Raw genomic sequence first — 24,731 nt, forward strand, 5'->3', positions numbered from 1 at the left:
AGGCCCCGCGCCGGCCTACTGGCCCGGTGCGATTGCCAGCAAGAGAACGATGAACGCTCCCTCGACCCATCTCGTCATTGCCGATGACCATCCATTGTTCCGCGCCGCGCTGCGGCAGGCGGTGGCGGGCGTCCTGAGCTCGGCCAAGATCGACGAGGCTGGATCGTTCGAGGATTTGACCAAGCTTTTGGAACAGACCTCCGACGTCGACCTGATCCTGCTCGACCTCTCAATGCCCGGGATCTCCGGCTTTTCAGGCCTGATCTATCTGCGCGCGCAATATCCGGCGATCCCGGTGGTGATCGTCTCCGCTTCCGACGACAGCGCCACGATCCGCCGCTCGCTCGATTTCGGCGCCTCCGGTTTCATTCCGAAGCGATTTGGCGTCGAGACCTTGCGCGACGCCATCCTCAAGGTGATGGAGGGCGACGTCTGGGTTCCGGCAGACACCGATCTGTCGGCCGTCGCCGATCCCGACATGACGCGCCTGCGCGACCGGCTGGTGACGCTGACGCCGCAGCAGGTCCGGGTCCTGATGATGCTGTCGGAGGGGTTGCTCAACAAGCAGATCGCCTATGAGCTCGGCGTCTCCGAGGCCACCATCAAGGCGCATGTCTCGGCCATCCTGCAAAAGCTCGGCGTCGAAAGCCGGACCCAAGCCGTGATCGCCGCCGCGAAGATCGCCGGCGGCCAATGGAAGCAGGGCACCCAGACGGGGTGAGCATGGAGCGAGCGTCCCGTAGTCCGGATGCGCTCGCTGTGTCGCCCTCCTTTCAATCTCACCGCGCAAAAATATTCCACTTTACCAAAATTCGGTTTTGGCGCATGTGTCGCCCATCCCGGCTCATCCTTGAGGGGCGATCTTGTGGTCGTCACGTTCGCGAGCCGGGCTTGCGGTGGACGCGGCAGCGTTCGGGTACGAGAGGCCAAGGGCAGGGCGGATTGCTCTCCGTGAGCCCAAAACTTCGTGCCGACGAGCGGCGCTGCTAGGCTTCGACGGTGCGCTGCAGAGCCGGGGCCCATGTCGCTGCATTGTACCGTGTCGCTCGTGGATCCCGGCTCTGCGCAGCAGCGCAAGAGCGTTGCGGTGCGCCCGGGACACGAGCGGCACCGAGTCCGCGTCATAATGTTTGCAACAACTTGTCGGCGGCCCGGATATCCGCTGTCTCCGAGCCCGCGGCGAAGCCTTCATACGCCAATTGAAGCCACCGCCTCGCTTCCTCGCGCCGGCCGCGTTCGGCAAGGAGACCGGCGAGATCGATCGCGGCCCGCAGCTCCCAGGCTTTGGCGCCTTTGCGACGACTCAATTCCAGTGATTGGACGAAGTGGGCTTCTGCCTGATCAGCGTCGGGCTTGGGCCTCGCCAAGAGAACCCTTCCCTTTATGCGCAGCAGCTCGGGCATGTACAGATGATCGCCGCTTTGCTCGACGACGCGGATCGCATCGTCGATCAGGCACGCACTCCGCTCGATCTGCCCAAGCGCCATCAAGCCCTGAACAAGCGCGATGTTGAACGTCGTGGTGAGCAGCTCGTAGCCGGCATCGTGGAGCTCACGCAGACACGTCCCGATCGTCTCGACGCCTTCGGCGGCATGGCCGCGCCGGATCGCCAGTTCGCCTTTGACGCCGCGGCCGACCGCAAGATAGGGGCCCATGGAGCGCGATTCGGCATGGGCGATGAAGCGGTCGATGTTCTCTTCCGCGGCATCGAGGTCTCCGCTCCAGAGATCGATCGAGACCGCCCAGATCAACGCAATGCAGAGCGTGATCGGATGGTCCATCTGCGCGGCCTCGACGACCGTCTGTCGGGCCAGTTGCAGCGCATCCGCGGGGCGGCCCTGCAACCAGAACTCGCGCGCGAGCGAGATGCCGGCCCGGTTGCGGTGATCGAAGCCATAGACGGTGCTGATCCGTTCCGTGCCCGGCCCATGCCAGGCGGCCTCCAGCATCGTCAGCGCGTCGCGATGCTCGCCGGCAAGATGCAAGGAGACACCGAGGAGCGAATGGGCGAGGGCGAAGGAGGCGGCCCCGCCGAGTGTCCCGGCGACCGTAAGGCTTTGCTGCGCATAGCCGAGCGCGGCGTCGAACTGTCCCATGCGCTCGTGGAAGATATGCATGCGCCCGAGCAGCTGGAGCTGGTTCGGCGCGTCGCCGCGCGCCTCGGCGATCGCAAGGCTCCGGCTCAACGCGGCACGCGCCGCTTCGCTGCCGCCGCGCGTGAACATCAAGGTCAGTCCGAGAGCGGCCTGGATGTGCATTTCCTTGGCGCCGCCGCGCGAGGAGGGATCGATCGCAAGCAGCGCCCGTTCAGACCAGCGCCGGCACTCGACCAGCAACGACATCGCGAGAAAAATTGGTGCTGCAGCTGCGGCCAGTGCAATGCCGATGCTGGCATCGCCGTCCGTGCCAAAACACCAGTCCAGCGCCGCGCGCACGTTGTGAAGCGCGGAGAAGTGGATCGCGCGCTCGTCGGCGCTCGGCACCGTGGCCCACGTCGTGCCGGCCTGCTCCAGCCATTGCCGGTAATAGGTCGCGTGCCGGGCGGCGAGCGCCGCGTCATCAGGCTCGATCTCGAGCAGATAGGCGCGCGTCGTGTCGAGCAGACGGTAACGCATCATGGCGCCGATCGGCCGCGCCGCGACCATCGACTTGGCCACCAGGCCGTCGATGGCGTCGAACAGGCGGGAGCGGTCGACACGTTCGTCCGGCACGATCTCGAGTGCGGCGTCGATGGTGAAGTGACCGGCGAAAACCGCGAGCCTGCGTAGCACGAGGCGTTCGATGTCGGACAAGAGCCCGTAGCTCCATGCCAGCGTCGCCTGCAACGTCTTTTGTCGCGGCGGCGCCGTGCGCTGGCCCTGCCAGAGCAGATTGAGGCGCTCGTCGAGCAGTGCTGCGGTCTGCTCCAGGCCGTAGGCTTCGACGCGGCCGGCGGCGAGTTCGATCGCCAGCGCCATGCCGTCGAGCTTGCGGCAGATCCCGGCGACGATCGCGGCATTGGCATCGTCGAGCGCGATCTGCGCGCCGCCGGCCGTGGCACGTTCGAGGAAGAGTTGAAGCGCGGGATAAGTCTGCGCAGCGGCCGCCGTCAGCCCGGGATTGTCGGGCGGAACGGCGAGCGGCGCCAAGCGATAGACCTGCTCACCCTCGACCCGCAGGGCTTCGCGGCTCGTCGCCAGGATATGGACATGCGGTGCGGCGTGGAAGATGTCGATGGCCAGCGGCGCCGCCGTGGCGATGACGTGTTCGCAATTGTCGAGGATCAGCAGCATCCGCTTGTCCCTGAGATGCGCGAGCAGCGCAGGCAGGGGATCCTCGGTTTGCGCCGGCAAGCCCAGCATCAGCAGGATCGAGGTGATCACGAGATCGGGATCGCTCAGCGCGGCAAGATCGACGAAATGTGCGGCGTCGGAAAATGTCGCGAGCAGATCGTGAGCAATCGCAACCGCAACGGCGGTCTTGCCGACACCGCCCGGGCCGGTGATCGTGACGAAGCGGGAGCCGACGAGCCTGTCGGAGACGGCGGCGACCGCATCGTCGCGCCCGACCATCCGTTGCAGCCGGTTCGGCAGTTTGACGGGCGGCAATTCCGTTCGCGCGGCGGTGCGCCGCTCTGCCGGGATATTCACCTGCGAGATTGGCGCCACGAAGCAATAGCCGCGGCCGGAGAGTGTGGTGATGTAGCGGGCACCGTCCTTGCCGTCGCCAAGGGCCTTACGAAGCGCCGCGACGTGAAAGCGGAGATTGGCGTCCTCGACCGTCATGCCGGGCCACACCAGCGCCATCAGATCATACTTGCTGACGACCTGGTTCGGCCGCGACATCAGTGCGAGCAGCGTGTCGAAGGCCTTTGCGCCGAGCGGCAGCGCGACGCCATCGCGGGTCACGAGTCTTTCATTTGGCATCACGGTGAATGGCCCAAACGAGAGGGTTCCCGTTGCGGTGTCGGCCGGCTCGGTCATGGCGAAATCCTGATCCTTTCGAACGGACCGGATAGCCAGATGACCGCAATCCGGCAAGACCGTTCCCCGCGTCGCGATCAGACTGCGGTTGCAGGCCTCTGTGAGGCGCGCGAGCGGAGACCTCACAACTTCTCACAAGTCCCAACGGGTGTGTCGCGGCAGCCGCTGCTAGTCACTTGTGCGACGGCAAGGAGACCTTCATGACCCAGGCGACAAAGTTGCTTTACACGGCCCGGACCCACACCAGCGGCGGGCGACAGGACGGGATATCTCGCAGTTCCGACGGCCGCCTGGATGTCAAGCTGTCGCCGCCGGGCGGCACCGGCATCGGTACCAATCCCGAGCAATTGTTCGCGGCCGGCTGGTCGGCCTGCTTCGAGGGCGCGATGGAGATCGCGGCCCGCAAGCGGAAGATCGAGCTCCCCAGGAAATGCGCGATAGATGCGGAGATCGACCTGGTGCTCGACGAGGGCGCCTATTCCCTCAGGGCACGCCTCGATGTCAGCCTGCCCGGCCTCGATCGCGAGATCGCGCGCGGGATCGTCGATGAGGCGCATCAGACCTGTCCCTATTCCAAGGCCGTCCGCGGCAACATCGACGTCACGGTCGCGCTGATCTGACGGCACCACCTCCAACCATCAACAAGGTAGCACCATCATGAAACAGATCATCGATCAGCACCGCCGCCAGTTTTTCGGCATCGCAGCGGGAACTGTCGCCGCCGGCCTCGGCGTGATCGGCCTCGCCCGCGCCGAATCGGAAGCGCCGCGCTCGGCCGCGACGAATGCGCCGTTCGGCGCGATCAAGCAGATCGATGCCGGCGTCCTCAACGTCGGCTACGCAGAGGTCGGTCCTGCGAACGGCCCCGTCGCGATCCTGCTGCACGGCTGGCCCTACGACATTCACGCCTTCGTCGACGTCGCGCCGATCCTGGCGAAGGCCGGTTATCGCGTCATCATTCCCTATCTCCGTGGTTACGGCTCGACCCACTTCCTCTCCGCCGAAACGCCGCGCAACGCCGAACCTGCAGCAATGGCCGTCGACATCATCGCACTGATGGACAAGCTCGACATCAAGAAGGCGGTTGTCGCCGGCTTCGACTGGGGCGCGCGTACCGCCGACATCATCGCCGCGCTGTGGCCGGATCGCTGTCGTGCGCTGGTGTCGGTCAGCGGCTATCTGATCTCCAGCCAGGCCGCAGGCAACGCGCCGCTGCCGCCGTCGGCCGAGCTGCAATGGTGGTACCAGTTTTATTTCGCGACCGAGCGCGGCCGCGCCGGATACGAGAAGTACACGCATGATTTCGCAAAACTGATCTGGAAGCTGGCTTCGCCGCAGTGGAAGTTCGACGACGCCACTTTCGATCGCAGCGCGGCGGCGCTGGACAACAAGGATCATGTCGCGATCACGATCCACAATTACCGCTGGCGGCTCGGGCTCGCCCAGGGTGAAGCGAAATACGAGGAGCTCGAAAAGAAGCTCGCCGCAGCTCCCGTCATCGGCGTCCCGGCGATCACGATGGAAGGCGACGCCAACGGCGCGCCGCATCCCGATCCAAGCGCCTATGCCAAGAAATTCTCGGGCCGGTACGACTATCGCCTGATCACCGGCGGCATCGGCCACAATCTGCCGCAGGAAGCACCGGAAGCCTTTGCCAAGGCCGTGATCGAGGCCGACGGCGGTGCCTGAGAATTTTGGCAGCACCTCGGTCCGGCAAGGCCGGGCCCAGGCCTGATATGCGATCGCAGCTCAGTGAGGCGTCATGACGACAATGAAATCTGAAAAGTCAAAATTTCCATCGTCTACGACGATGATCGTGCTGGCCGTGCTCCTCCTCGTCGTTGTCCTGACCTGCGTGCCATATCTGGTCACGATCGCTTTCGCGCAGGGCGAGGCCGATGCCTCGCCGATCTTCGGCGTCACTGTCCCGGAAGGCTACAAGCAGTGGGAGCTGATCGCGCCGGCCGAAGAGGCGGCTCCCCTGGACGAGCTGCGTGCCGTCGTCGGCAACAGCGCCGCGATCGATGCCTATCAAGGCGGCAAGCTTCCGTTCCCGGACGGGACAATTCTGGTCAAACGCGCCTGGAAGCGGAAGCAATCCCCCGAATTTGCGTCCGCGACGATTCCCGGTGAGGCCACCACCGTCCAGGTGATGGTCAAGGATTCCAGAAAATATGCCTCGACCGGCGGCTGGGGATTTGGTCGCTTCGTCAACGGCAAGCCGGTCGACGAGGCACAGCATCGCACCTGCTTCGCCTGCCACGAAGCTCGTGTGAAGAGTCGCGATTACGTGTTTACGAGGCTTGCGCCCTGAGAGCGGAGGCTCACTCCGCCGCCACCATCTGCTGCGTGCGCCACTGGCCGAGCAGGGCGCGGAGCGAGGCCGGCTTGACCGGCTTGTTGAGCACCGCGACCTTTTCGTCGCGGGCCGCCATTTGCACGGCGGGGCTGCGGTCGGCGGTGATGAGGATCGCGGGGATGCCGTCACCGAAGCGGCGGCGGATGTCGCGGATCGCGGCGATGCCGTTGCCGCGGTCGAGGTGATAATCGACCAGCAGCCCGGTCACGCGGCGGCCGGCGGTTTCGATCGCGGCGATCGCGCCCTCGGGATCGGCGACCGCAATCACTTCGGCGTCCCACGCCTTCAGCAGCGTGCGCATGCCGTCGAGGATCGCGGCGTCGTTCTCGATGCAGACGATCAGGGTCCCCGAGATCGAGGTGCGTGCGAGCGGCGTTGCGCTGGTCACGGCCGCGGTGTGGGTGATCGCCTTCGCCGTCGGCACCGTCACGGAAAACACCGAGCCGCCGCCGACATTGGAATCGATGGCGATGTCGTGCTTGAGCACGCGCGCCAACCGCTCGACGATCGACAGGCCAAGGCCGAGGCCGCGGGCGATCCGCGCGCCCTGCTCGAGACGGTGGAATTCCTTGAAGATCTCGCTGCGCTTGACCGTCGGAATGCCGACGCCGGTGTCGTAGACGCAGATCTTGAGCGAGGCGCCATGGCGGCGGCAGCCGACCAGGACGCGCCCGCGCGGGGTATATTTGATCGCGTTGGAGATCAGGTTCTGGAGCAGCCGTCGCAGCAGGAGACGATCCGACTCGACGGGCAGCGAGCACGGCACGAAGACGAGCGCCAGATTCTTGGCGCGTGCGATCGGAGCGAACTCGATCTCCAGCGAGCGCATCAGATCGGCCATCTTGAAGCTCGAGATCGAGGTCGTCATCGCGCCGGCGTCGAGCCGGGAGATGTCGAGCAGCGCGCCGAGGATCTCCTCGATCGCCTGGAGCGATTCGTCGATGTTCTCGACCAGCCGCGTCTCCTCGCCGCTGTGCTGACGCTCGACCAGGCTCGTGACATAGAGCCGCGCCGCGTTCAGCGGCTGGAGAATGTCGTGACTGGCGGCGGCGAGAAAGCGCGTCTTGGAGATGCTGGCGTCTTCGGCCGCGCTTTTGGCCAGCGCCAGCTCGGAATTCAGCCGGGTCAGTTCCTCGGTGCGGTCGCGCACCCGCTTTTCCAGCGTCGCATTGGCGCGCTCCAGCGCTTCGGCCGCCTCGAACGTCGGCGTGACGTCGGTGAAGGTGATCACGAAGCCGCCGCCCGGCATGCGGTTGGTCAAGATCTCGATCACCATGTGGCGGTCGGGCAGGCGCTCGAGATAAGGCTCGCCGTCGGTGGTGTAGGCCGCCAGCCGGCGCTCCAGCATGGCCTCGCGCTCGATCGGATCGGCCGGCTCGCTCACGCCCATAAATTCCAGGATTTCGCGCAACGGCGTGCCGAACTGGATGAAATGCGGGGGAACGTTGAGGAGATCGCCGAACTGCCGGTTGGAGCAGATCAGTTGCAGATCGGCATCGAATACCGCGATGCCCTGGCGCACATGGTTGAGCGCGGTCTGGAGGATCTCGCGGTTGAAATGCAGCGCCGCATGGGAATCGTCGAGCAGTTTTAGCGCAGCCTTGGCGGAGACCGTCCGCTTGCGCAGCAGCAGCGACATCACGAGACGCGAGGAGGCCGCCCCGATCGAGGAGGCGATCAGGTGCTCGGCGTGCTGCAGCAGCTCGAAATCGGCGGGCGCCCCGGATTCCAGCCGCACATTGCGCCGCGCGGAGAATGCCTCGAAGGAATGCCGCGCCCGGTCAGGCCCGAGATATTGCGCCACCGTGGTCTGGATGTCCTGCACCGTGACGGTGGTGCGCCAGCGCCGGAAGCCCGGGGAGATCGGCGCGAGCGTGTTGGGGACGAACAGATCGGCTTGCACCAGCTCGATCGAAGACGGCCGGCGCGCCAGCGACAACAGCACATAGGTGAGGATGTTGAGCGACAGCGACCAGACCACGCCGTGCATCAGCGGCGGCAAATCGGCGCCGAACAGCGCCTGCGGCCGCAGCGCCTCGATCCCGAACGGGCCGTGCTGGAGCAGCAGGATGCCCGCCGTCGAGGTATCCATGAAGCTCGGGATGAACAGCGTGTAGAGCCACACCGCGAAGCCGACCAGCATGCCGCCGATCGCGCCGCGCGCGGTCGCGCGCCGCCACAGCAATCCGCCGAAGAAGCTTGGTGCAAGCTGGGCGATGGCGGCAAAAGACAGGAGCCCGATCGCCGCGAGCTGGGTGTTGCCGAGCGCGCGGTAGTAGAAATAGGCCATCACCATGATGGCGAAGATCGCGAGCCGGCGCGAGCGCAGCAGGAAGTCGCTGAAATCGGCGCCGCCGGTGCGCCCCTCGGGCCGTCGTTGCAGCACCAGGGGCACCACGAGATCGTTCGAGACCATGATGGAGAGCGCGACGCATTCGACGATCACCATCGCGGTCGCCGCCGACAGCCCGCCGACGAAGACGGCGACGCTGAGCAGATCCGCGCCGCCCTCCATCGGCAGCGCCAGCACGTACATGTCAGGATCGGCGGCGCCGAACGGGAAGCTGACGAGGCCGGCGAACGCGATCGGGATCACGAACAGATTGATGGCGACGAGATAGAGCGGAAACAGCCAGCGCGCGCGTCCGACCTCGGCGTCCGAGGAATTCTCCACCACGCTGACGTGGAACTGGCGCGGCAGCAGCATGATCGCGCACAGCGACAGCAGCGTCATGGTCAGGAAGTTGCCGATCGACGGCGAATAGTTGATGACGCGCACCGCCTCCGGCGTCTTCATCGCGCGCTCGATCAGTTCGTGCGGCGAGAACATCCAGAACGTGACGAAGATGCCCGCGGCGAGGAAGGCGACCAGCTTGATGATGGATTCGGTCGCGACCGCGAGCATCAGGCCGTGCTGGTGCTCGGTGGCGTCCGTCTGCCGCGTGCCGAACAGCACTGCGAAGGCCGCCATCGCCAGCGTCACCATCAGCGCCACGTCGCCGACGATCGGGATGTGGGAGAAGGCCTGGTCTTCGCTCAGGATGGTTTCGAGCGAGGAGGCGACCGCCTTGAGCTGGAGCGCGATGTAGGGCACCGAGCCGATGATGGCGATCAGCGCGACGGTTGCCGCCACCGCCTGGCTCTTGCCGTAGCGCGCACCGATGAAGTCGGCGATAGAGGTGATGTTGTGGGCCTTCGCGAGCTGGATCACGCGGCGGAGGACGCCGGCCCCTAACCCGATCATCAGGATCGGGCCGACATAGATCGCGAGGAAGTCGGTGGAGGTGCGGGTGGCGAAGCCGACCGAGCCGAAGAAGGTCCAGGAGGTGCAGTAGATCGCCAGCGACAGCGGATAGATCAGCCCCGAGGCGCGGCCGCGCCCGGCCGGCGAGCGGCGGTCGCCATGGCTCGCCACCAGGAACAGAAAGCCGATATAGCCGAAGGCGGCGGCGATCACGCCCCAATCGTGCAGCATGGCGAGCGTGCTTCTCTCTGGGCGCGCTGGCCGCGCCCGATCTCATTTTCCCTGTAATCTAGCGCGTTGGACGGCCGTAGGCGACAGCGAAATGCCGTGCGGGTGCGGGAACTGGGGTTGTCGTTAAGCAGGACGACCCGGAGCTACTCCGCCGCAAGCGACTTCGCGCGAAGCGGCAGACCCAGGCGATCCCACACCTGCAGCAGGGCTTCGGCGAGCTGATCGATCAGGCCGTCATCGTGATAGGGCGAGGGCGTGATGCGCAGGCGTTCGGAGCCCTTGGCGACCGTCGGATAGTTGATCGGCTGGATGTAGATGCCGTGCTGCTCGAGCAGGAGGTCGGAGGCCTGCTTGCACTTCTCGGCATCGCCGATGAACAGCGGGACGATGTGGGTGTCGCTCGACATCACCGGCAAGCCGGCGGCGTTGAGGATCGCCTTGACCCGGGCGGCGCGATCCTGGTGACGCTCGCGCTCCCAGCTTGACGTCTTCAGATGCTTGATCGCGGCGGTCGCGGCCGAGCAGATCGCCGGCGGCAGCGCGGTGGTGAAGATGAAGCCCGGCGCATAGGAGCGCACCGCGTCGATGATCTGACCGTTGGCGGCGATGTAGCCGCCGAGGCAGCCGAACGCCTTGGCGAGCGTGCCCTCGAGAATGTCGATGCGATGCATCACGCCGTCGCGCTCGGCGATGCCGCCGCCGCGCGGGCCGTACATGCCGACGGCATGGACCTCGTCGACATAGGTCATTGCGCCGTACTTCTCGGCGAGGTCGCAAATCCTGGCGAGCGGGGCGATGTCGCCGTCCATCGAGTAAAGGCTCTCGCAGGCGATCAGCTTGGGCCGGCTCGGGCCCGCAGCCTGCAACAGCGCTTCGAGATCGGCGAGGTCGTTGTGGCGGAACACGACCCGCTCGCAGCCGGACTGGCGGATGCCCTCGATCATCGAATTGTGGTTGAGCTCGTCCGACAGGATCAGGCAGTTCGGGATCAGCTTCGCGATGGTCGCGATGCCGGTCTGGTTCGAGACGTAGCCGGACGTGAAGAGCAGCGAGGCTTCCTTGCCGTGGAGATCGGCGAGCTCGGCCTCGAGCTGCACCAGCGGATGATGCGTGCCGGCGATGTTGCGGGTGCCGCCGGCGCCGGTGCCGACGCGGGTCGCGGTCTCGACCATTGCGCCCACCACCTTCGGGTGCTGGCCCATGCCGAGATAATCGTTGGAGCACCAGATCACGACGTCGCGCTTGCCCTTCGGCGAGTGCCAGAGCGCATGCGGGAACCGGCCGGCAATGCGCTCGAGATCGGCGAACACGCGGTAGCGCCGCTCGGTGTGGAGACGATCAAGGGCGGAATTGAAGAACTGGGCGTAATCCATCGTCAAACCTGCAGCGGAACCGACCAAAGACCCGCATATCCTTAGAGCTTTTCCAGCTCCAATGTCTATGCGCTATCCCACATTTGGACCTGCGGGGCATTTGGGCAAAATGCCCTATCGTGCGATTTGAAACTTGATCCGGATCAAGTTCGCGCGAGATGCAATGTTGCTCTGCACCATCCGGTGAATTGAGCGCAGCCTTCAGGTCGTCGTCCTGAACTGCAACACGCCGTCTTTCATCTCCGCCGTCAGCCGGCCTTCCACGATCATGTAGTTGACGTGGGCGACCAGTTCGCCGGCGGCGAAGCCCATCTGGTGTTCGTCCAGCACGTGCTTGTTAAACACCACGGGCACCAGGGCGCGCGAGGTCTGCGGCACCTCGCGGCAGGCTTCCGCGATCAGGCGGCAGCGCTCCTCGTGGTGATCGGCGAGCTGCTTGATGCGGGTCTTCAGGCCGTAGAACGGCACGCCGTGGCCGGGCAGCACCAGCACGTCATAGGGGAGAGTCGTCGTAAGGCTGGCGAGCGAGGCCAGATATTCGCCCAGTGAGTTCTGATCGGGTTCGACCGCCCACACGCTGACGTTCGGCGAGATCTTGCTCAGCACCTGGTCGGCCGAGAGGAACAGCTTGTCGTCGGCGCAATACAGCATCACCTGGTCGAGCGCGTGACCGCCGCCGGTGATCACCTTGAAGCGGCGCGTGCCGATCACGACGTCCTCGCCATGCGAGATGCGGCGGTAGGACGGGGGCAGCACCGAGACGCGCTTGAGGTAGTCCTGGCCGCGGCCGAGCAGTTTTTCGGTGAGCGACTCGTCCATGCCGTGGCGGCGGAAGAACAGCCGCTGCGCTTCCTGCCGCTCCTCGGTGCCGCGGTTCTGGTGATAGACCGATTGCAGATATTCGACCTGCGACATCACCAGCGGGCAGTTGAACCGCTCGACGATCCACCCGGCCAGACCGACATGATCGGGATGGGAATGGGTCACGATCAGGCGCGTGATGTTGACGCCCCTCAGCGGCCCGTCGAACAGCTTCGTCCAGGCTTCGATCGTCTCCTCATTGCCGAAGCCGGCATCGATCATGGCATAGCCGTCACCGTCGGCGAGCAGGTAGATGTTCACATGGTTGAGCCGGAACGGCAGCTTCAGCCGCGCCCACAACACACCGGGCTTCACCTCGACGACCTGTTCGGGGCCGGGATGCTGTTCCCAGGGATAGCGCAGGGCGTCGGCGGAGGACTGCACGGTGTCGGTCTTTGCGTTCATGCTACCGACTTAAACCCGCCGCCCCCGCCGCGCCAGCCGAAAAAGGACGCTGGCCGGGTCCGCATAGCGGTCATTCCGGGTTACGGAACGGCGCCTACGCCGCCCGCATGTTGTTGAGGAACGCGTCGATCTCTCCGCGCAGCATGTCGGCCTCGCGGCGGAGCGAGTCGGAGGCGCCGAGCACTTCGTTCGCCGCTGCGCCGGCTTCCGCCGAAGCCGTGGAGACGCCGACGATGTTGCTGGAAACCTCGCTGGTGCCGCCAGCGGCATGCTGGATGTTGCGGGCGATCTCGCGGGTCGCCGCGCCCTGTTCCTCGACCGCGGCGGCGATCGTCGTGGTGACGTCGTTGATCTCGCCGATGATCCGGCCGATGCCCTGGATGGCGCCGACGGCCGAAGTCGTCACTGACTGCATGCTGGCGATCTGGCTGCGGATCTCCTCCGTCGCCTTGGCAGTCTGGCTCGCGAGGCTCTTCACCTCGGAGGCGACCACCGCGAAGCCACGACCGGCTTCGCCCGCGCGCGCCGCCTCGATGGTGGCGTTGAGCGCCAGCAGATTGGTCTGCGAGGCAATGGTCTGGATCAGGTCGACCACCACGCTGATGCGGCTCGCGCTGTCGGCGAGGCTCTGCACCGTGGCATCGGTCGCGCCGGCTTCGTCGACCGCCTTCCTGGCGATCGCGGCCGAGGTCACGACCTGCTTGCTGATCTCCTCGATCGAGGACGAGAGCTGCTCGGTGCCTGATGATACGGTCTGCACGTTGACCGAGGTCTCTTCGGCTGCGGAGGCAACCGCGTTCACCAGCGCATTGGACTGGTCTGCCGTGTTCGACATGCTCTGCGCGGTCGATTGCATCGAATTGGCTGACTGCGCGAGATTGTCGAGTGCGGTGCGGACCGCGCCCTCGAATTCTGCAATCTTCGCTTCCATCTGCGCCGCACGCTCGGCCTTGGCGACGCGATCCCTGTCTTGCTCGCTCGCAAGCGCGCGAGCTTCGATCATGCTGTCGCGGAACACCGTCAGCGTTTCCTTCATCGCGCCGATCTCGTCGTTCTGCCGGGAGCGGACGATCTCGGTGTCGAGGTCGCCGGCCGAGAGCAACTGCATGGCGCGTTGAAGCTCGCGAATGCGGCGCAGGATGTTGCGGCCGACATAGAGCCAGACGAACAGCGCCGAGCCGACCAGCGTCAGAGCGCCGAGTGCCAGCATCGCGGTGGTCGCGAGCGAGATCTCATGCCGCGCTTGGAAGGTCGACGCGTTGGTCTCCTTCTGCACGCCCTCGACGAGCTGCTGCACGCTGATGCCGAGGCCGACATTGAGCTTGCGGGTCTCGTCCAGGATGGTCTGGCCGTAGTCGATCGCGTCGAGCTCTTTCTGGCGGATCTTGAACACGCCGGACTTGCCTTCGCCGAAGGCGAACAGCTTTTGCACGGTGTCGCGCACCGCCTGCATCGAGGCCATGTTCGGCAGGTCCTCGAGGTTCGACTTGACGCGGTCGCGCGTCGCCTTGAACTCCTTCTCGATCGCCTCCAGGGTATCGCTGTTGTTGGCCGACAGCGCCGCCATCATGTCGGCAGCCATCAGATTGCCGTTGGCGGAGATGGTCGCGACCTGGGAGACGGTGCGGGCGGCTTCGGTGGCATCGTCGGCGGAAACTTCCGCCGCGCCGAGGATCGCGTTCAAGCGCGTTTGCGCATCCAGCATGGCAGGACCGGCCGCACCGACGAAGGTGAGCTGCGCCTTGCGGAGCGCTTCATATTGCTTGTCGTGCAGTGCGCCGGTATCCAGCCGTTCGCGCGCGGCCGACACCAGGCTCTGGGTCGCCTCGTCGATGCTCTTGGCGGTGTCGCGCAACGCGGTTGCGATCTGCTTGTCGGCGCCGAGCTCGATGATCTCGCCGAGCTTGGCCATGGCGAGCTGCTGGATCTCCTGCACCTTCTTGGTGCGTTCGTTCAGCGCCTCGTCGGACGGCGACGCCAGGAGGCCCGGCCCCTGTGCCGCAAGCGTTGCGCTTTGCGATGCGAGTTGAAGGCTGGCGGAAAGGCGCGGGATGTCGCGGCCGCTCAGGTCCATCATGGTGCTGCCGAGATGGTTGAAGACGAAGCCGGCGCCGGCTGCAATCACGAGGCCCATGCCCGCGATCACCGCGAAGGCCGTGAACAGGCTGCCGCGCACGCCCCACGTCGGCATTTTGAAACGAGGCCGGATACGACCAAGCAAGCGGCCAAGGCCCAGACGGATCGCCATCGAAATTCCCCCACGCGTGATCTTTATGTTTTCGCCGCGGAGTATCCTCGGGCCAGGTTAAAAAATCGCAAGTTGCTCAATCGGTTGCCTACGTTCCGCACAGCGAAAAAAGAAGGGCCGGCAATGATGCCGGCCCTTCATCATGATAAGATCTTGGTAACCGTTCAGTAGCGCGCGACCGCCGAGTTGGCCCAGTTGAAGCGGTAGTTGACGCCCGCCTTGATGGTGTGGTCGTCGGTGGTGAAGTTGCCGGTGCCCGCCAGCGGACCACCGGTGAAGTGCGCGTCGCCGAAATTGTAGTACTGGTACTCGGCCTTGGCCGACCAGTTCGGCGCGAACATGTATTCGAGGCCGGCGCCGACGGTGTAGCCGTTGCGGTGATCGCCCGTGATGACGAAGGCCGCCGGCACGCCGCCGACGGTCACCTTCTCGTTGTTGTCCGAATAAGCGTAGCCGCCCTTCACATAGAGCAGGCCCGGACCCCAAGTGTAGCCGACGCGGCCGGTGATCGAGCCGAGACCGCGCTGGTCGTTGGTGTAGGCGACGCCGCCCGGGAACACCGCGCCGACGCTGCCGGAGAGCCAGGAATACTGGCCTTCGACGCCGACAACGAAGTTCGGGTTGAACTGCCAGTCCGCGCCGGCCTGCAGACCGCCGAGGAAACGGCCGTTGCCGTTGTTGCCGGTGGAGAGGCCGCTGAAATTGTTGTCGCTGGAGAACGCGCCGCCGACATGGCCGCCGATGTAGAAGCCGGTCCAGTTGTAGATCGGCGCGGCATAGGCGGGCGCGGGCGCCTTATAGTAATTGCGGTTACCGAGATCGGCACCGACCGCCGGCGCGGCAGCGCCCACCACGAGCAGCGCAACGGTCGCAAACAGAATCTTCTTCATCGTCCAAACTCCAACACTCAGGTCCGCGGCAGGCGCGCTTTCCGCGCCGTCGTTGGTTCTGCAGATAGCTCGCTTTTGACGAAAATGCTGTCACATCCGTGGCACAGCGGCAGCCAACCTAACTTATTGGGCTGTAAATGATTTTCGTGCTTAATGGCGGCTTAAGAAGTGGTGAAGGAAGGCTTAACTCGGCGCTATCAGGGTAACTTGCGCGCGCATCTCGTTAACCAAGGCGGCGCCGCGCCTCATCGCGCATCTGTTCGCGGAATGCAGCGCGCTTTGCGGGCCGGTCTTCCTCGCGCACGTCATGACGATCGAACACGTCGAACTTCTCCAGGATCGGATAGCGCTCGCTCGCCATCGCGAGCACGCGCAGCACCTTGGTCGCCGACGGTGTCGGGCCGCTCACCTCCCAGCGCCGGATGGTGTCGGCGCCGCCCTTCTCCGGCAATCCGCAAAGCCGGGCCATGTCGGCCGCGGTGAGCTTGCGCTCGAGGACCTCCGAGAGATCGTGGCGGAGTTGCTTTAGTTCGGGACCGGTCATGTCGCCTCAATACGCGAAGTCGATGAGGTGAATGCACTAGCGCTGATTCGGGTCCATCCGAAGGCGGGCAATCCGCGCCTGACCTCATCCATGTTGCCTCGCCAGCGCGACGCAATCGACCTCGATGTCAAATGGCCCAGGCCAAGATGGAACGTGCAGGAAGATGCGCGCCGGTGAACAGTCCTGGAAGTAACGGGCATAGACCTCGTTGAACGTGGCGAAATGCGCGGGATCGGGCGTACAATAGACATTGCACTTGATCACCTCCGCCAGCGACGACCCCGCCGCTTCCAGGCAGCATTTCATCTGGTCGAGCACGATCTCGGCCTGCCGCTCGAACGGTAGTGTTCTGACCTCGCCCGTTTCGGGATCGAATGGCGGCAGGCCGGATAGATAGACGAAGCCTTCGACGACGACGACCGGATAGATCGGGCCTCTGCGGCGGCGCTCCAGATAGGTCGATATCGGCTCCACGCGGATGCGTTTCATGCTGGGCCTCCGGATTGTGTCGGAGCCACGGTAGAGCGCGCTCGGCGTCCAATGGTTCGGCCGCGGCCAAACCATCACCGTTGTCGTGCCGGGACGGTCGCGATACGCTTTCTCCATGGTCGCAGCGGCAAACATGGTCGAGGTGGCGGCACTGGTCGGCGATACCGCGCGGGCCACGATGCTGGCGGCGCTGATGGGCGGGCAGGCCCTGACCGCGAGCGAACTGGCGGCGCGCGCGCGAATATCGAGGTCGACGGCAAGCGGACATCTCGGCAAGCTGGTCGGGGCGCGGCTGCTCATCGTGACGCAGAAACGTCGCAACCGCTATTACCGCATCGCGTCTCCTTTGGTGGCCAGGATGCTGGAGAGCATCAAGGCCGTCGCCGCCATCGAGGTTCCGCCGCGTCATCAGTCACGCTCGATCGCCGACGATCAACTTCGCTTTGCGCGCACCTGCTACGACCATCTGGCCGGCTATCTCGGCGTCGCCATCGCCGACGCCCTCGTCGCCAAAGCGCACGTCGTGCTCACCGATGACGGCGGAGAGGTAACGGCCTCCGGAACGCATTTCCTCTCCGCGTTCGGCGCGGTGCTGGAGCCGAAATCCGGAAGCAGGCGAATCTTCTGCCGCCCATGCCTGGACTGGAGCGAGCGTCGCTTTCACGTCGCCGGTCACGTCGGCGCAGAGATTCAACGTTGCTGCCTGGAGCGCGGCTGGCTGAGACGGGACCGCGACACGCGGATCGTGCACGTCACGCCAGCCGGACAAATCGGCTTGCGCAAGACATTCGGCATCCATCTGAGCGGTAACGGCAACCGGTCCGCGGCATCTTCGCCCGCGCACGAAGTTATGAATGGGGTGCCCATGGAAATTCGCCGCTGAATGAACAAATGCCAAGGGGGCGGCAGAATGAAGTGATCAGCCATGACAAGCATCAAACCCGCCATCGCCGCCCTCGTCACCATCGGGCTGCTTGCCGCGCCGTTCGCGGCTGAAGCCAAAAAGCACCGGTCAATCCGATCTTACAGCACCGGCGTGGTGGCTCCGAATTATGGGAGCGCCGGATCGTTGGCAGCACAGCCCAGAGCCTACGGGTCGAGCGGACAGTCGGTCGGGACGGTCACGGCGCCATCGATCGGTACCTATAATTGGCCGTCCGTCGGCGTGACCAACGCAGTCCCGACCTGGAACAACACCAACCCGCCCATCCGATAGGCGCGCCTGTCCGGCGAGCCAATGCCGGTCACCCTGCGCCGTTCGCAAGGCCAGAGAAGATCAAGCGCGACCAGCAATGTTCATGGCGGTGGACCAGGCATTTCGGATCGTTCAGGGACAGCGCAGCCCGATCCTAAATTCCCCGACCGACCTGTTGGCCGATCACGCAGCGCCATCCGGCGAGGCGCTCGGCTGGATGCTGGTTCATCCATTCGGCGAGCTGTGGCGCACCCATCAGGCACGATTGCATCGAGACGTCGGCGAAGTCGGATGTGGTGACGGTTTGCTCATGACAGTTCGCTGGAGAGGCGAGGTTGCAGAGCACGGCAATGATCTTGATCACGCGAGGTTTCCTCCGTCGCTGCGACGCGCGGAGGCTCCGCTCGATCGTTCGCCTACCGGATCAGCCGGCGGGAAGATGCTGTCGTAGATCGCGCGCGCTTCCTGGATGAGGCGAATGCGCTCGCGCTCGGATTTCGAGACAAACTCAATAACCTGGCCCATGTCGGCTCCAATAGATCCTCAATCCATCATCACATGATGGAAATCATTTCATGCGGATGTGGGGTGCCGGCTTCGGCTTTGCAGCCGTGCGGGCGGTCACGAGGGATAAAAAGCCCGTGAGTATTCCGTTCCTGAAGTGGAACGAGATACCTTCAGAGATGCGCCGCTCTCACGACGCATCTGTTCGGCCGGATCGCTTCGCAGCTTCGTGATGACGTATTGAGCTCTGCGGTGTGAGGGCATTGCGGCACATTGTCTCGCGCGCGGAGTTGTAGATCACTCAGTGCACGTGCGCCTGACGAACGGCATTGCGATTGAGAGACCGCCCGAAAGGATCAGCCATGACAACAACGAAACGCTCCATTGCTGCACTCATTGCTCTCGGATTGGCCGCAGCGCCACTCGCTGTCAACGCACAGACGTCGGCGACAGGTACACCAGGCAGCACGAGCGGACGCACCGGAGCGCCGGTACAGCAAGGGACTATCGGAAGTTCCGGGCAGACCGTCGGGACCGTGACAGCGCCCTCGGTCGGAACGTCCAACCAGCCCTCCGTCGGCGTAACAAACTCAGTCCCCTCCTGGAACAACACGAATCCTCGACCGAAGTAGCCGCAATCGGCTGACTTACGCTGCCGGCGCGCGCTCCTTGCGCCCCGGCACCGCCGCGAGCAGTTCGCGCGTATAGGCATGTTCGGGCGCGGCGAACAGCTGCGCGGTCGGCTTCAGCTCGACTATGACGCCGCGCTGCATCACGGCGATTCGGTCGCAGATCTGGGCGGCAACGCGTAGATCGTGGGTGATGAACAGCATCGAGAGGCCGAGGCGGGCCTTGAGGTCTTCGAGCAGCCTCAGGACCTGCGCCTGCACGGAGACGTCGAGCGCCGAGACGGCCTCATCCGCGACGATGATCTCGGGCTCGAGCGCGAGCGCGCGCGCGATGCCGATGCGCTGGCGCTGGCCGCCGGAGAATTCATGCGGATAGCGCTCGAGGGCGCCGGCATCGAGGCCGACCATCTTGAGGAGATTGCGGGCGCGGTCGAACGCGACTTTCGGATCGGTACCGGCCGCGATCGGGCCGTCGGCGATGATATGACCGACCTTGCGGCGCGGATTGAGCGAAGCGAACGGATCCTGGAAGATCATCTGGATGCGATGACGCTCGGCGCGTAGCGCCTTGCCCGCGAGCTTTGTGAGATCGGTCTCGCCGATCCGCACGGTGCCGCGATCGGCCTCGATCAGCCGCATCACCAGCCGGGCCACCGACGATTTTCCGGAACCGGATTCGCCGACCAGGCCGAGCGTCTCGCCCTTGAGAATCGTGAAGTTGACTTCGCGAGCGGCATCGACGCGGCGGTCCTCGCGAAACCAGCCGCCCGAGGTGACGTAGGTCTTGTCCAGTCCGATCACCTCGACCGCCTTGGCCTGGTCGTCGAGGGCGCTGCGGGCGGGCGGGTCCATCGAGGGCACGGCGGCGAGTAGCGCCTTGGTGTAGTCGTGCTGCGGCGCGTTGAAGACGGCCGAGGCGGGGCCTTCCTCGACCACCTTGCCGTGGCGCAACACGACGATCTGGTCGGCGATGTCGGCGACCACGCCGAAATCATGGGTGATGAACATCACCGCCATGTTGCGATTGCGCTGGAGGTTGCGGATCAGTTTCAGGATCTGCGCTTGCGTGGTGACGTCGAGCGCTGTTGTCGGCTCGTCCGCGACCAGCACCGCCGGTTCGAGCGCGAGCGCCATCGCGATCATGGCGCGCTGGCGCTGGCCGCCGGAGAGCTGGTGTGGATAGGCGCGCACGATGCGCTCGGGATCGGGGAGGCCGACCTCGCGCGCCAGCGACAGCGCCTTGGCGCGCCATTCCCTCGGCGTGAGCAACCCGTGCGCCTCGAACATCTCCGCCATTTGGTCGCCGATCCGCATCAACGGATTGAGCGCGGTCATCGGCTCCTGAAAGATCATCGCGAGCCGGCGGCCGCGCAGATCGCGCCAACCGTCGTCGTCGAGCTTGAGCAGGTCGCGGCCTTCGAACTGGATCTCGCCGGAGGTGACGGTGACCGTGTCAGGCAACAGGCCCATCAGCGCATGCGCGCACATCGATTTGCCCGAGCCGGATTCGCCGACGACGCAGACGATCTTGCCCGGCCGCAGATCGAGCGAGACGCCGTCGACCGCGAACGGCCGTTCCGCGCCCTTGGGCAGCGCGATCCGCAAGTTCTTGATGGAGACGGCGGGCGGTGCGGTCATGATCAGCGGCCCTCCCGGGACAGCCGCGGATTGAGCGCGTCGTTCATGCCTTCGCCAATCAAATTGAGCCCGAGCACCGAGATCAGGATCGCGACGCCGGGAAACACGGTGATCCACCAGGCCTGGCGGATCACCGTACGGCCGGCACCGACCATGTAGCCCCAGGAGATCAGATTGGGATCGCCGAGGCCGAGGAACGCCAGCGAGGATTCCAGCAGGATCGCGGTCGCCACCATCAGCGAGGCCAGCACGATCACCGGCGACAACGTGTTCGGCAGGATTTCGCGCAGGATGATCCAGGTGTTGCTCTGGCCCGCGACCATCGCGGCCTGGACGTACTCCCGCGTGCGCAACGACAGCACCTCGCCACGGACGAGGCGCGCGACCGGCGGCCAGCTTACCAGCGCGATCGAGGCGACAATCGAATAGATCGAGGGCTGCAGGATCGCGACCAGCACGATCGCGAGCGCAAAGCTCGGAATGGTCTGGAAGAACTCGGTGAAGCGCATCAGGGCGTCGTCGACCCTGCCGCCGAAATAGCCGGCCATGGCGCCGATGGGAACGCCGACGACCAGCGCCACCAGGGTGGAGACCATGCCGACGAGCAGCGAGACGCGTGCGCCAAAGATCATTCCCGCGAACACGTCGCGGCCGAGTGCATCGGTGCCGAGCGGCACGGTCGCGAGCGTGAACGGCGGCAGGAACGGCCGCTGCACCATGCGCCAGGGCGAGTTCGGGAACAGCATCGGACCAAACAACGCGACCGAGATCGCAAGGAGCAGGATGATGAGCCCGATTACGCCGCTCGGGCTCCTCAGCATCGATTTCCAGAACTGTTTCATGTGGTGAATTCGATGCGCGGGTCGACCAGGCGATAAACCAGGTCGGTGATGAGGTTGAAGATCAGGACCATGGCGGAGCAGATCACGAAGACGCCGAGCAGCAGATTGTAGTCGCGCTGGAGCAGGGCGTCGTACATCAGGCGTCCGATGCCGGGCCAGGCGAACACGGTCTCAGTGATGACGGCGCCGCCGATCAGGGTGCCGGAGTGGACGCCGGCGAGCGTCACGACGGGAAGCAGCGCGTTGCGCAGGACGTGGCGACGCTGGATCACGGCATCGGAGAGGCCTTTGGCGCGCGCGGTCTTGACGAAGTCGAGACGCTTCACCTCCAGCATCGAGGCGCGCGTCATGCGGGTGTAGGTCGCCATGAAGAACAGGCCGAGCGTCATCGCCGGCATGATCAGGTGCTTTGCCACATCGACGGCATGAGCGAAGCCGGTGAAGTTGGCGCCGACGGTCTCGTAGCCGAAGCTCGGCAGCCAATCCATGGTGACCGAAAACAGCAGGATGCCCATCAGCGCCACCCAGAAGATCGGCATTGCGTAGAATATCAGGGCGAAGACGGTGATCGCGGTGTCGAGAAAGGTTCCGGCAAAGCGCGCGGCGAAGGTGCCGAAGAGAACGCCGAGCACGAGCGAGATCGCAAACGCCGTCAGCGTCAGCAGCAATGTCGCGGGCAGCCGCTCACCGATCAGCTTCGCGACCGGTGCCTGCTGGCGGAAGGAGAAGCCGAGGTCGAGGGTAGCAATGCCCTTGACGTAGATGAAGAGCTGCTCAGGCAGCGGCTTGTCCAGGCCGAACTTCTCCCTGAGCTGCTCGACGAAGATCTGGTCGCTCGCCCCGGCCTCGCCCGCCATCACGACGGCGGGATCGCCGGGCGCGAGCCGGATCAGGAAGAAATTGAGGACGACGATCGCAAGCAGGACGATCACGCCCTTCGCGACACGCTGAGCGACAAAGGAGAGCATCTAGAGGATCATATCGGTGACGTGACCTGGAGCGACAGAGATGGAGCGATCACCTCTCCCCGCGAGCGGGGAGAGGTGACGGAGGCAGCCCTCACTTGTCCAGCCATGCGTCCTTGAAGCCGTCATTGACGCCGATGCCGGTCGTGATCAGGTTCTTGATCTTGCAGCGCATGATGGTCGGGAATTGCAGCTCGAGCATCCAGGCCACCGGCACGTCCTCGACCAGGATCTTCTGCGCCTTCTCGTAGATCTCCTTGCGCTTGGAGTCGGGCGTCGCCACCGCGCCGTCGGCGAACAGCTTGTCGATTTCCGGGTTGGAGTAACCCTCGACGTTGTTGAACACCTGGCCCTTGGCGATGGCGCTGGAGACGTAGTTGCGACCGACGCCGAGGGCCGGATCGCCGTACTGGTAGAGATAGGTGAAGGCGATGTCGTAGTCCCAGTCGCCGATCTTCTGGTTGCCGCCGGCGACGTCAGTGGCGATGGTCTCGATGTTCATGCCGACGTCCTGGAGGTTCTGCTTCACGGCTTCACCCCAGCGCTGCCAGGTCTCGCCATAGGCGAGCGGCAGAAGACGGATCTTCTCGCCCTTGTAGCCGGCTTCCTTCAGCAGCGCCTTGGCCTTGGCCGGATCGTAAGGGTACTTCGGCACGTCGTCGGTATAGTATTTGATGGTCGAGGCCGACGGGCCGGTTGCGACCTTGCCGAGCCCGTTCCAGATCACGTCCTTGGCGAAGTCGCGGTCGATCGCAAACATCACCGCCTGCCGCACCCGCTTGTCGGCGAGCGGACCCTGGCGGTTGTTGAGCCACAGCCAGGCCAGCGGCGAGAAGAACTCCCAGCCGGCGCCGGTGACGCAGGTGTCCTTCAGCTTGGACAGCCGCGGCACGTCGAAATTCTCGACCGAGCCGCCGGGCAGCACGTCGACCTTGCCGGTCTCATACGCCACCGAGCGCGCCGCGGCATCGGGAATGATCTGCCAGTAGATCTCGTCGAGATAGGGCTTGCCCTTCTCGTAATAGTTCGGGTTCTTGACCAGGCGGATGAATGAGCCCTTCTGCCATTCCTTGAACATGAAGGGGCCGGTGCCGACGGGGGCGTTGTTGTAGGGATTGGTCTTCCAGTCGGTGCCTTCATAAAGATGCTTCGGCACCATCGGCATCGAGCCGACCTCGAAGATGCCGAGGAACGGGCCGAACGGCTGCTTCAGCGTGAACACCACCGTGTAGTCGTCGGGAGCCTCGACCTTGTCGACCTGTGCCAGATTGTTGCGGGCGCGCGCGTGGGTCTGTTTCAGCATCTCGAGCGAGAACAGCACGTCGGCGGCGGTGAAGGGGCTGCCGTCATGCCACGTCACGCCCTTCCTGAGCTTGAATGTGTAGGTTTTTGCGTCCTCGCCGACACTCCAGCTCTCGGCGAGCTCCGGCTGCGGTTCGAGCTTGGGGCTGTAGCGAAGCAGGCCTTCGAAAATGTTGCCCGACACCATCTGCACCGGGCCGTTCTGGACCATTGCCAGCATCAGGCCGGGCGGCTCGGGCTGAATCACGGCATTGATCGCTCCACCCGCTTTCGGCTCTTGCGCCAGCGCCGGGGCCGCGAGACCACAAGCCAGGAGGACACCAAGCAACACTCGTTTTGACATGTCGTATCTTTCTCAAGCGAGACCAGCCGCAAACGCTTCGCACGTCATGGCGCGCAAAGCTATGGCCGGCCCATCCCAGTCCCCATCCGGGATCGAGGCTCACACAGTCTCGTTCGGCGCCGCAAGATGAAAGTCTCGACAGTGTTCGCACAAAAAATGTACAGCGCGTCCTGTTATGGCATTTGACGGCCAAGCCGGCGCCGCCGCGCCGCCCGGCTTCAGGAGGGCCGCAGCACCCGTTGCAACTCGGCAAGCGCATCCGCGAGTTGCTCCCGGTGCGCGATGTCGTCCTTGGGGATGGCCGCGACACTGCCCGCGAGCTCGCGCAGGATTCCGGCGAGCAGGCCGAAATTGAGGTGCAGGTGCACCGATTTGCGCTCGTCCGCCGTGCCCGGATGCAGCAGCACCAGCGCAACGCCGCTGCCGTCGAGGCGAGCCTCGAACCGCGATGAATGCCCGAAGGTGCCGACATAGAACTTGTCGGGATATTCGAGCGCGATCTCTGCCTTGTCGGGAACCGGCTTGGACATGCGAGCCTCATTGATGTCAGGCTATTCTGGCCGGGAATAAACTCGGCCGCCTTGCGATAGGTCAGAGGCGGGCTCGTTCCGGATTTGATCGGGATCAAAGCCGGGCTGCCGCTTCTGCGATCTGATGGCAGGACGCGTGAAGCCCCGCGTGCCCGGTCAACTGCGAGTGCATCGGCG

22 protein-coding genes are annotated in these 24,731 nt (G+C 64.8%); 7 read left to right on the plus strand and 15 right to left on the minus strand.

Features of this window, described 5'->3' with window-relative positions:
- Nucleotides 1–49 precede the first annotated feature (49 nt).
- Entirely contained in the window at nucleotides 50–721 is a 672-nt protein-coding gene (locus tag IVB40_RS02575; RefSeq protein WP_247283180.1) for a response regulator transcription factor, read from the plus strand.
- A gap of 400 nt (nucleotides 722–1,121) precedes the next feature.
- On the opposite strand, the gene IVB40_RS02580 is transcribed toward IVB40_RS02575, so the two are convergent.
- Complete coding sequence (locus IVB40_RS02580) at nucleotides 1,122–3,962, minus strand: winged helix-turn-helix domain-containing protein (protein ID WP_247818014.1); 2,841 nt, start codon at nucleotides 3,960–3,962, stop codon at nucleotides 1,122–1,124.
- A 200-nt stretch (nucleotides 3,963–4,162) separates the two neighbouring features.
- Here IVB40_RS02580 and IVB40_RS02585 point away from each other — a divergent pair, with 200 nt between their 5' ends.
- The 3 genes from IVB40_RS02585 to IVB40_RS02595 all read left to right on the plus strand — a co-directional run bounded on the left by IVB40_RS02585 (nucleotide 4,163) and on the right by IVB40_RS02595 (nucleotide 6,276).
- Nucleotides 4,163–4,582 carry an organic hydroperoxide resistance protein gene (locus IVB40_RS02585; RefSeq protein WP_247818015.1) on the plus strand — a complete coding sequence of 140 codons (420 nt, stop codon included), beginning with the start codon at nucleotides 4,163–4,165 and terminating at the stop codon, nucleotides 4,580–4,582.
- Nucleotides 4,583–4,619: 37 nt separating this feature from the next.
- Nucleotides 4,620–5,651: an alpha/beta hydrolase gene (locus IVB40_RS02590; RefSeq protein WP_247818016.1), complete on the plus strand. Its 1,032-nt coding sequence runs from the start codon at nucleotides 4,620–4,622 to the stop codon at nucleotides 5,649–5,651.
- A gap of 73 nt (nucleotides 5,652–5,724) precedes the next feature.
- Nucleotides 5,725–6,276, plus strand: a complete 552-nt coding sequence (locus tag IVB40_RS02595) for a cytochrome P460 family protein (RefSeq protein ID WP_247818017.1) — start codon at nucleotides 5,725–5,727, stop codon at nucleotides 6,274–6,276.
- A gap of 10 nt (nucleotides 6,277–6,286) precedes the next feature.
- Here the strand turns inward: IVB40_RS02595 and IVB40_RS02600 are convergent, their stop codons facing one another.
- The 7 genes from IVB40_RS02600 to IVB40_RS02630 form a co-directional block, all read right to left on the minus strand.
- Nucleotides 6,287–9,796, minus strand: a complete 3,510-nt coding sequence (locus IVB40_RS02600; RefSeq protein WP_027570053.1) for a PAS domain-containing hybrid sensor histidine kinase/response regulator — start codon at nucleotides 9,794–9,796, stop codon at nucleotides 6,287–6,289.
- 143 nt (nucleotides 9,797–9,939) lie between these two features.
- Complete coding sequence (gene hemA, locus IVB40_RS02605) at nucleotides 9,940–11,169, minus strand: 5-aminolevulinate synthase (RefSeq protein ID WP_247818018.1); 1,230 nt, start codon at nucleotides 11,167–11,169, stop codon at nucleotides 9,940–9,942.
- Nucleotides 11,170–11,370: 201 nt separating this feature from the next.
- Nucleotides 11,371–12,435 carry an MBL fold metallo-hydrolase gene (locus IVB40_RS02610; protein ID WP_247818019.1) on the minus strand — a complete coding sequence of 355 codons (1,065 nt, stop codon included), beginning with the start codon at nucleotides 12,433–12,435 and terminating at the stop codon, nucleotides 11,371–11,373.
- A gap of 94 nt (nucleotides 12,436–12,529) precedes the next feature.
- A complete protein-coding gene (locus IVB40_RS02615) occupies nucleotides 12,530–14,683 on the minus strand; it encodes a methyl-accepting chemotaxis protein (RefSeq protein WP_247818020.1) in 2,154 nt (717 codons plus the stop codon).
- Between the two features lie 164 nt (nucleotides 14,684–14,847).
- Complete coding sequence (locus IVB40_RS02620) at nucleotides 14,848–15,573, minus strand: outer membrane beta-barrel protein (protein WP_027570056.1); 726 nt, start codon at nucleotides 15,571–15,573, stop codon at nucleotides 14,848–14,850.
- A 223-nt stretch (nucleotides 15,574–15,796) separates the two neighbouring features.
- Complete coding sequence (locus IVB40_RS02625; RefSeq protein ID WP_247283193.1) at nucleotides 15,797–16,117, minus strand: hypothetical protein; 321 nt, start codon at nucleotides 16,115–16,117, stop codon at nucleotides 15,797–15,799.
- An 84-nt stretch (nucleotides 16,118–16,201) separates the two neighbouring features.
- On the minus strand, nucleotides 16,202–16,606 hold the full coding sequence (locus IVB40_RS02630) for a Rid family hydrolase (protein ID WP_247283195.1): 405 nt from the start codon (nucleotides 16,604–16,606) through the stop codon (nucleotides 16,202–16,204).
- A gap of 115 nt (nucleotides 16,607–16,721) precedes the next feature.
- Between IVB40_RS02630 and IVB40_RS02635 the strand changes: the two genes are divergently transcribed.
- Both IVB40_RS02635 and IVB40_RS02640 read left to right on the plus strand, forming a co-directional pair.
- On the plus strand, nucleotides 16,722–17,489 hold the full coding sequence (locus tag IVB40_RS02635) for a helix-turn-helix transcriptional regulator (RefSeq protein ID WP_247283197.1): 768 nt from the start codon (nucleotides 16,722–16,724) through the stop codon (nucleotides 17,487–17,489).
- Nucleotides 17,490–17,531: 42 nt separating this feature from the next.
- Nucleotides 17,532–17,822, plus strand: a complete 291-nt coding sequence (locus IVB40_RS02640) for a hypothetical protein (protein WP_247283199.1) — start codon at nucleotides 17,532–17,534, stop codon at nucleotides 17,820–17,822.
- Nucleotides 17,823–17,955: 133 nt separating this feature from the next.
- Here IVB40_RS02640 and IVB40_RS02645 read toward each other — a convergent pair whose 3' ends face one another.
- Nucleotides 17,956–18,165 carry a hypothetical protein gene (locus IVB40_RS02645; protein ID WP_027570060.1) on the minus strand — a complete coding sequence of 70 codons (210 nt, stop codon included), beginning with the start codon at nucleotides 18,163–18,165 and terminating at the stop codon, nucleotides 17,956–17,958.
- Nucleotides 18,162–18,326, minus strand: coding sequence for a hypothetical protein (locus IVB40_RS02650; RefSeq protein WP_197031214.1), 165 nt, complete (start codon nucleotides 18,324–18,326; stop codon nucleotides 18,162–18,164). Before IVB40_RS02650 ends, IVB40_RS02645 begins: the two co-directional genes overlap by 4 nt.
- A gap of 341 nt (nucleotides 18,327–18,667) precedes the next feature.
- Here IVB40_RS02650 and IVB40_RS02655 point away from each other — a divergent pair, with 341 nt between their 5' ends.
- Nucleotides 18,668–18,937 (plus strand): hypothetical protein, encoded by a 270-nt coding sequence (locus IVB40_RS02655; protein ID WP_247283201.1) that lies wholly within the window; start codon nucleotides 18,668–18,670, stop codon nucleotides 18,935–18,937.
- A gap of 15 nt (nucleotides 18,938–18,952) precedes the next feature.
- Here the strand turns inward: IVB40_RS02655 and IVB40_RS02660 are convergent, their stop codons facing one another.
- The 5 genes from IVB40_RS02660 to IVB40_RS02680 all read right to left on the minus strand — a co-directional run bounded on the left by IVB40_RS02660 (nucleotide 18,953) and on the right by IVB40_RS02680 (nucleotide 24,554).
- Nucleotides 18,953–20,572, minus strand: a complete 1,620-nt coding sequence (locus tag IVB40_RS02660) for an ABC transporter ATP-binding protein (RefSeq protein WP_247818021.1) — start codon at nucleotides 20,570–20,572, stop codon at nucleotides 18,953–18,955.
- Between the two features lie 2 nt (nucleotides 20,573–20,574).
- On the minus strand, nucleotides 20,575–21,414 hold the full coding sequence (locus tag IVB40_RS02665) for an ABC transporter permease (RefSeq protein ID WP_247818022.1): 840 nt from the start codon (nucleotides 21,412–21,414) through the stop codon (nucleotides 20,575–20,577).
- Entirely contained in the window at nucleotides 21,411–22,382 is a 972-nt protein-coding gene (locus IVB40_RS02670; RefSeq protein ID WP_247818023.1) for an ABC transporter permease, read from the minus strand. Before IVB40_RS02670 ends, IVB40_RS02665 begins: the two co-directional genes overlap by 4 nt.
- Nucleotides 22,383–22,473: 91 nt before the next feature.
- A complete protein-coding gene (locus tag IVB40_RS02675; protein ID WP_247818024.1) occupies nucleotides 22,474–24,024 on the minus strand; it encodes an ABC transporter substrate-binding protein in 1,551 nt (516 codons plus the stop codon).
- A 218-nt stretch (nucleotides 24,025–24,242) separates the two neighbouring features.
- Nucleotides 24,243–24,554: a hypothetical protein gene (locus IVB40_RS02680; RefSeq protein WP_247818025.1), complete on the minus strand. Its 312-nt coding sequence runs from the start codon at nucleotides 24,552–24,554 to the stop codon at nucleotides 24,243–24,245.
- Nucleotides 24,555–24,731: the final 177 nt, after the last annotated feature.

This window comes from Bradyrhizobium sp. 40, from assembly GCF_023100925.1.
Taxonomy (GTDB): Bacteria; Pseudomonadota; Alphaproteobacteria; order Rhizobiales; family Xanthobacteraceae; genus Bradyrhizobium.

Bases quoted from the DNA above. Each gene is read 5' to 3' on its own strand.
- IVB40_RS02610 (WP_247818019.1), bottom strand. From the start codon at position 12,435: ATGAACGCAAAGACCGACACCGTGCAGTCCTCCGCCGACGCCCTGCGC.
- IVB40_RS02650 (WP_197031214.1), bottom strand. From the start codon at position 18,326: ATGGGCCAGGTTATTGAGTTTGTCTCGAAATCCGAGCGCGAGCGCATT.
- IVB40_RS02600 (WP_027570053.1), bottom strand. From the start codon at position 9,796: ATGCTGCACGATTGGGGCGTGATCGCCGCCGCCTTCGGCTATATCGGC.
- IVB40_RS02620 (WP_027570056.1), bottom strand. From the start codon at position 15,573: ATGAAGAAGATTCTGTTTGCGACCGTTGCGCTGCTCGTGGTGGGCGCT.
- hemA (WP_247818018.1), bottom strand. From the start codon at position 11,169: ATGGATTACGCCCAGTTCTTCAATTCCGCCCTTGATCGTCTCCACACC.
- IVB40_RS02655 (WP_247283201.1), top strand. From the start codon at position 18,668: ATGACAACAACGAAACGCTCCATTGCTGCACTCATTGCTCTCGGATTG.
- IVB40_RS02590 (WP_247818016.1), top strand. From the start codon at position 4,620: ATGAAACAGATCATCGATCAGCACCGCCGCCAGTTTTTCGGCATCGCA.
- IVB40_RS02575 (WP_247283180.1), top strand. From the start codon at position 50: ATGAACGCTCCCTCGACCCATCTCGTCATTGCCGATGACCATCCATTG.
- IVB40_RS02625 (WP_247283193.1), bottom strand. From the start codon at position 16,117: ATGACCGGTCCCGAACTAAAGCAACTCCGCCACGATCTCTCGGAGGTC.
- IVB40_RS02630 (WP_247283195.1), bottom strand. From the start codon at position 16,606: ATGAAACGCATCCGCGTGGAGCCGATATCGACCTATCTGGAGCGCCGC.
- IVB40_RS02675 (WP_247818024.1), bottom strand. From the start codon at position 24,024: ATGTCAAAACGAGTGTTGCTTGGTGTCCTCCTGGCTTGTGGTCTCGCG.
- IVB40_RS02580 (WP_247818014.1), bottom strand. From the start codon at position 3,962: ATGACCGAGCCGGCCGACACCGCAACGGGAACCCTCTCGTTTGGGCCA.
- IVB40_RS02660 (WP_247818021.1), bottom strand. From the start codon at position 20,572: ATGACCGCACCGCCCGCCGTCTCCATCAAGAACTTGCGGATCGCGCTG.
- IVB40_RS02635 (WP_247283197.1), top strand. From the start codon at position 16,722: ATGGTCGCAGCGGCAAACATGGTCGAGGTGGCGGCACTGGTCGGCGAT.
- IVB40_RS02640 (WP_247283199.1), top strand. From the start codon at position 17,532: ATGACAAGCATCAAACCCGCCATCGCCGCCCTCGTCACCATCGGGCTG.
- IVB40_RS02670 (WP_247818023.1), bottom strand. From the start codon at position 22,382: ATGCTCTCCTTTGTCGCTCAGCGTGTCGCGAAGGGCGTGATCGTCCTG.
- IVB40_RS02585 (WP_247818015.1), top strand. From the start codon at position 4,163: ATGACCCAGGCGACAAAGTTGCTTTACACGGCCCGGACCCACACCAGC.
- IVB40_RS02680 (WP_247818025.1), bottom strand. From the start codon at position 24,554: ATGTCCAAGCCGGTTCCCGACAAGGCAGAGATCGCGCTCGAATATCCC.
- IVB40_RS02595 (WP_247818017.1), top strand. From the start codon at position 5,725: ATGACGACAATGAAATCTGAAAAGTCAAAATTTCCATCGTCTACGACG.
- IVB40_RS02665 (WP_247818022.1), bottom strand. From the start codon at position 21,414: ATGAAACAGTTCTGGAAATCGATGCTGAGGAGCCCGAGCGGCGTAATC.
- IVB40_RS02615 (WP_247818020.1), bottom strand. From the start codon at position 14,683: ATGGCGATCCGTCTGGGCCTTGGCCGCTTGCTTGGTCGTATCCGGCCT.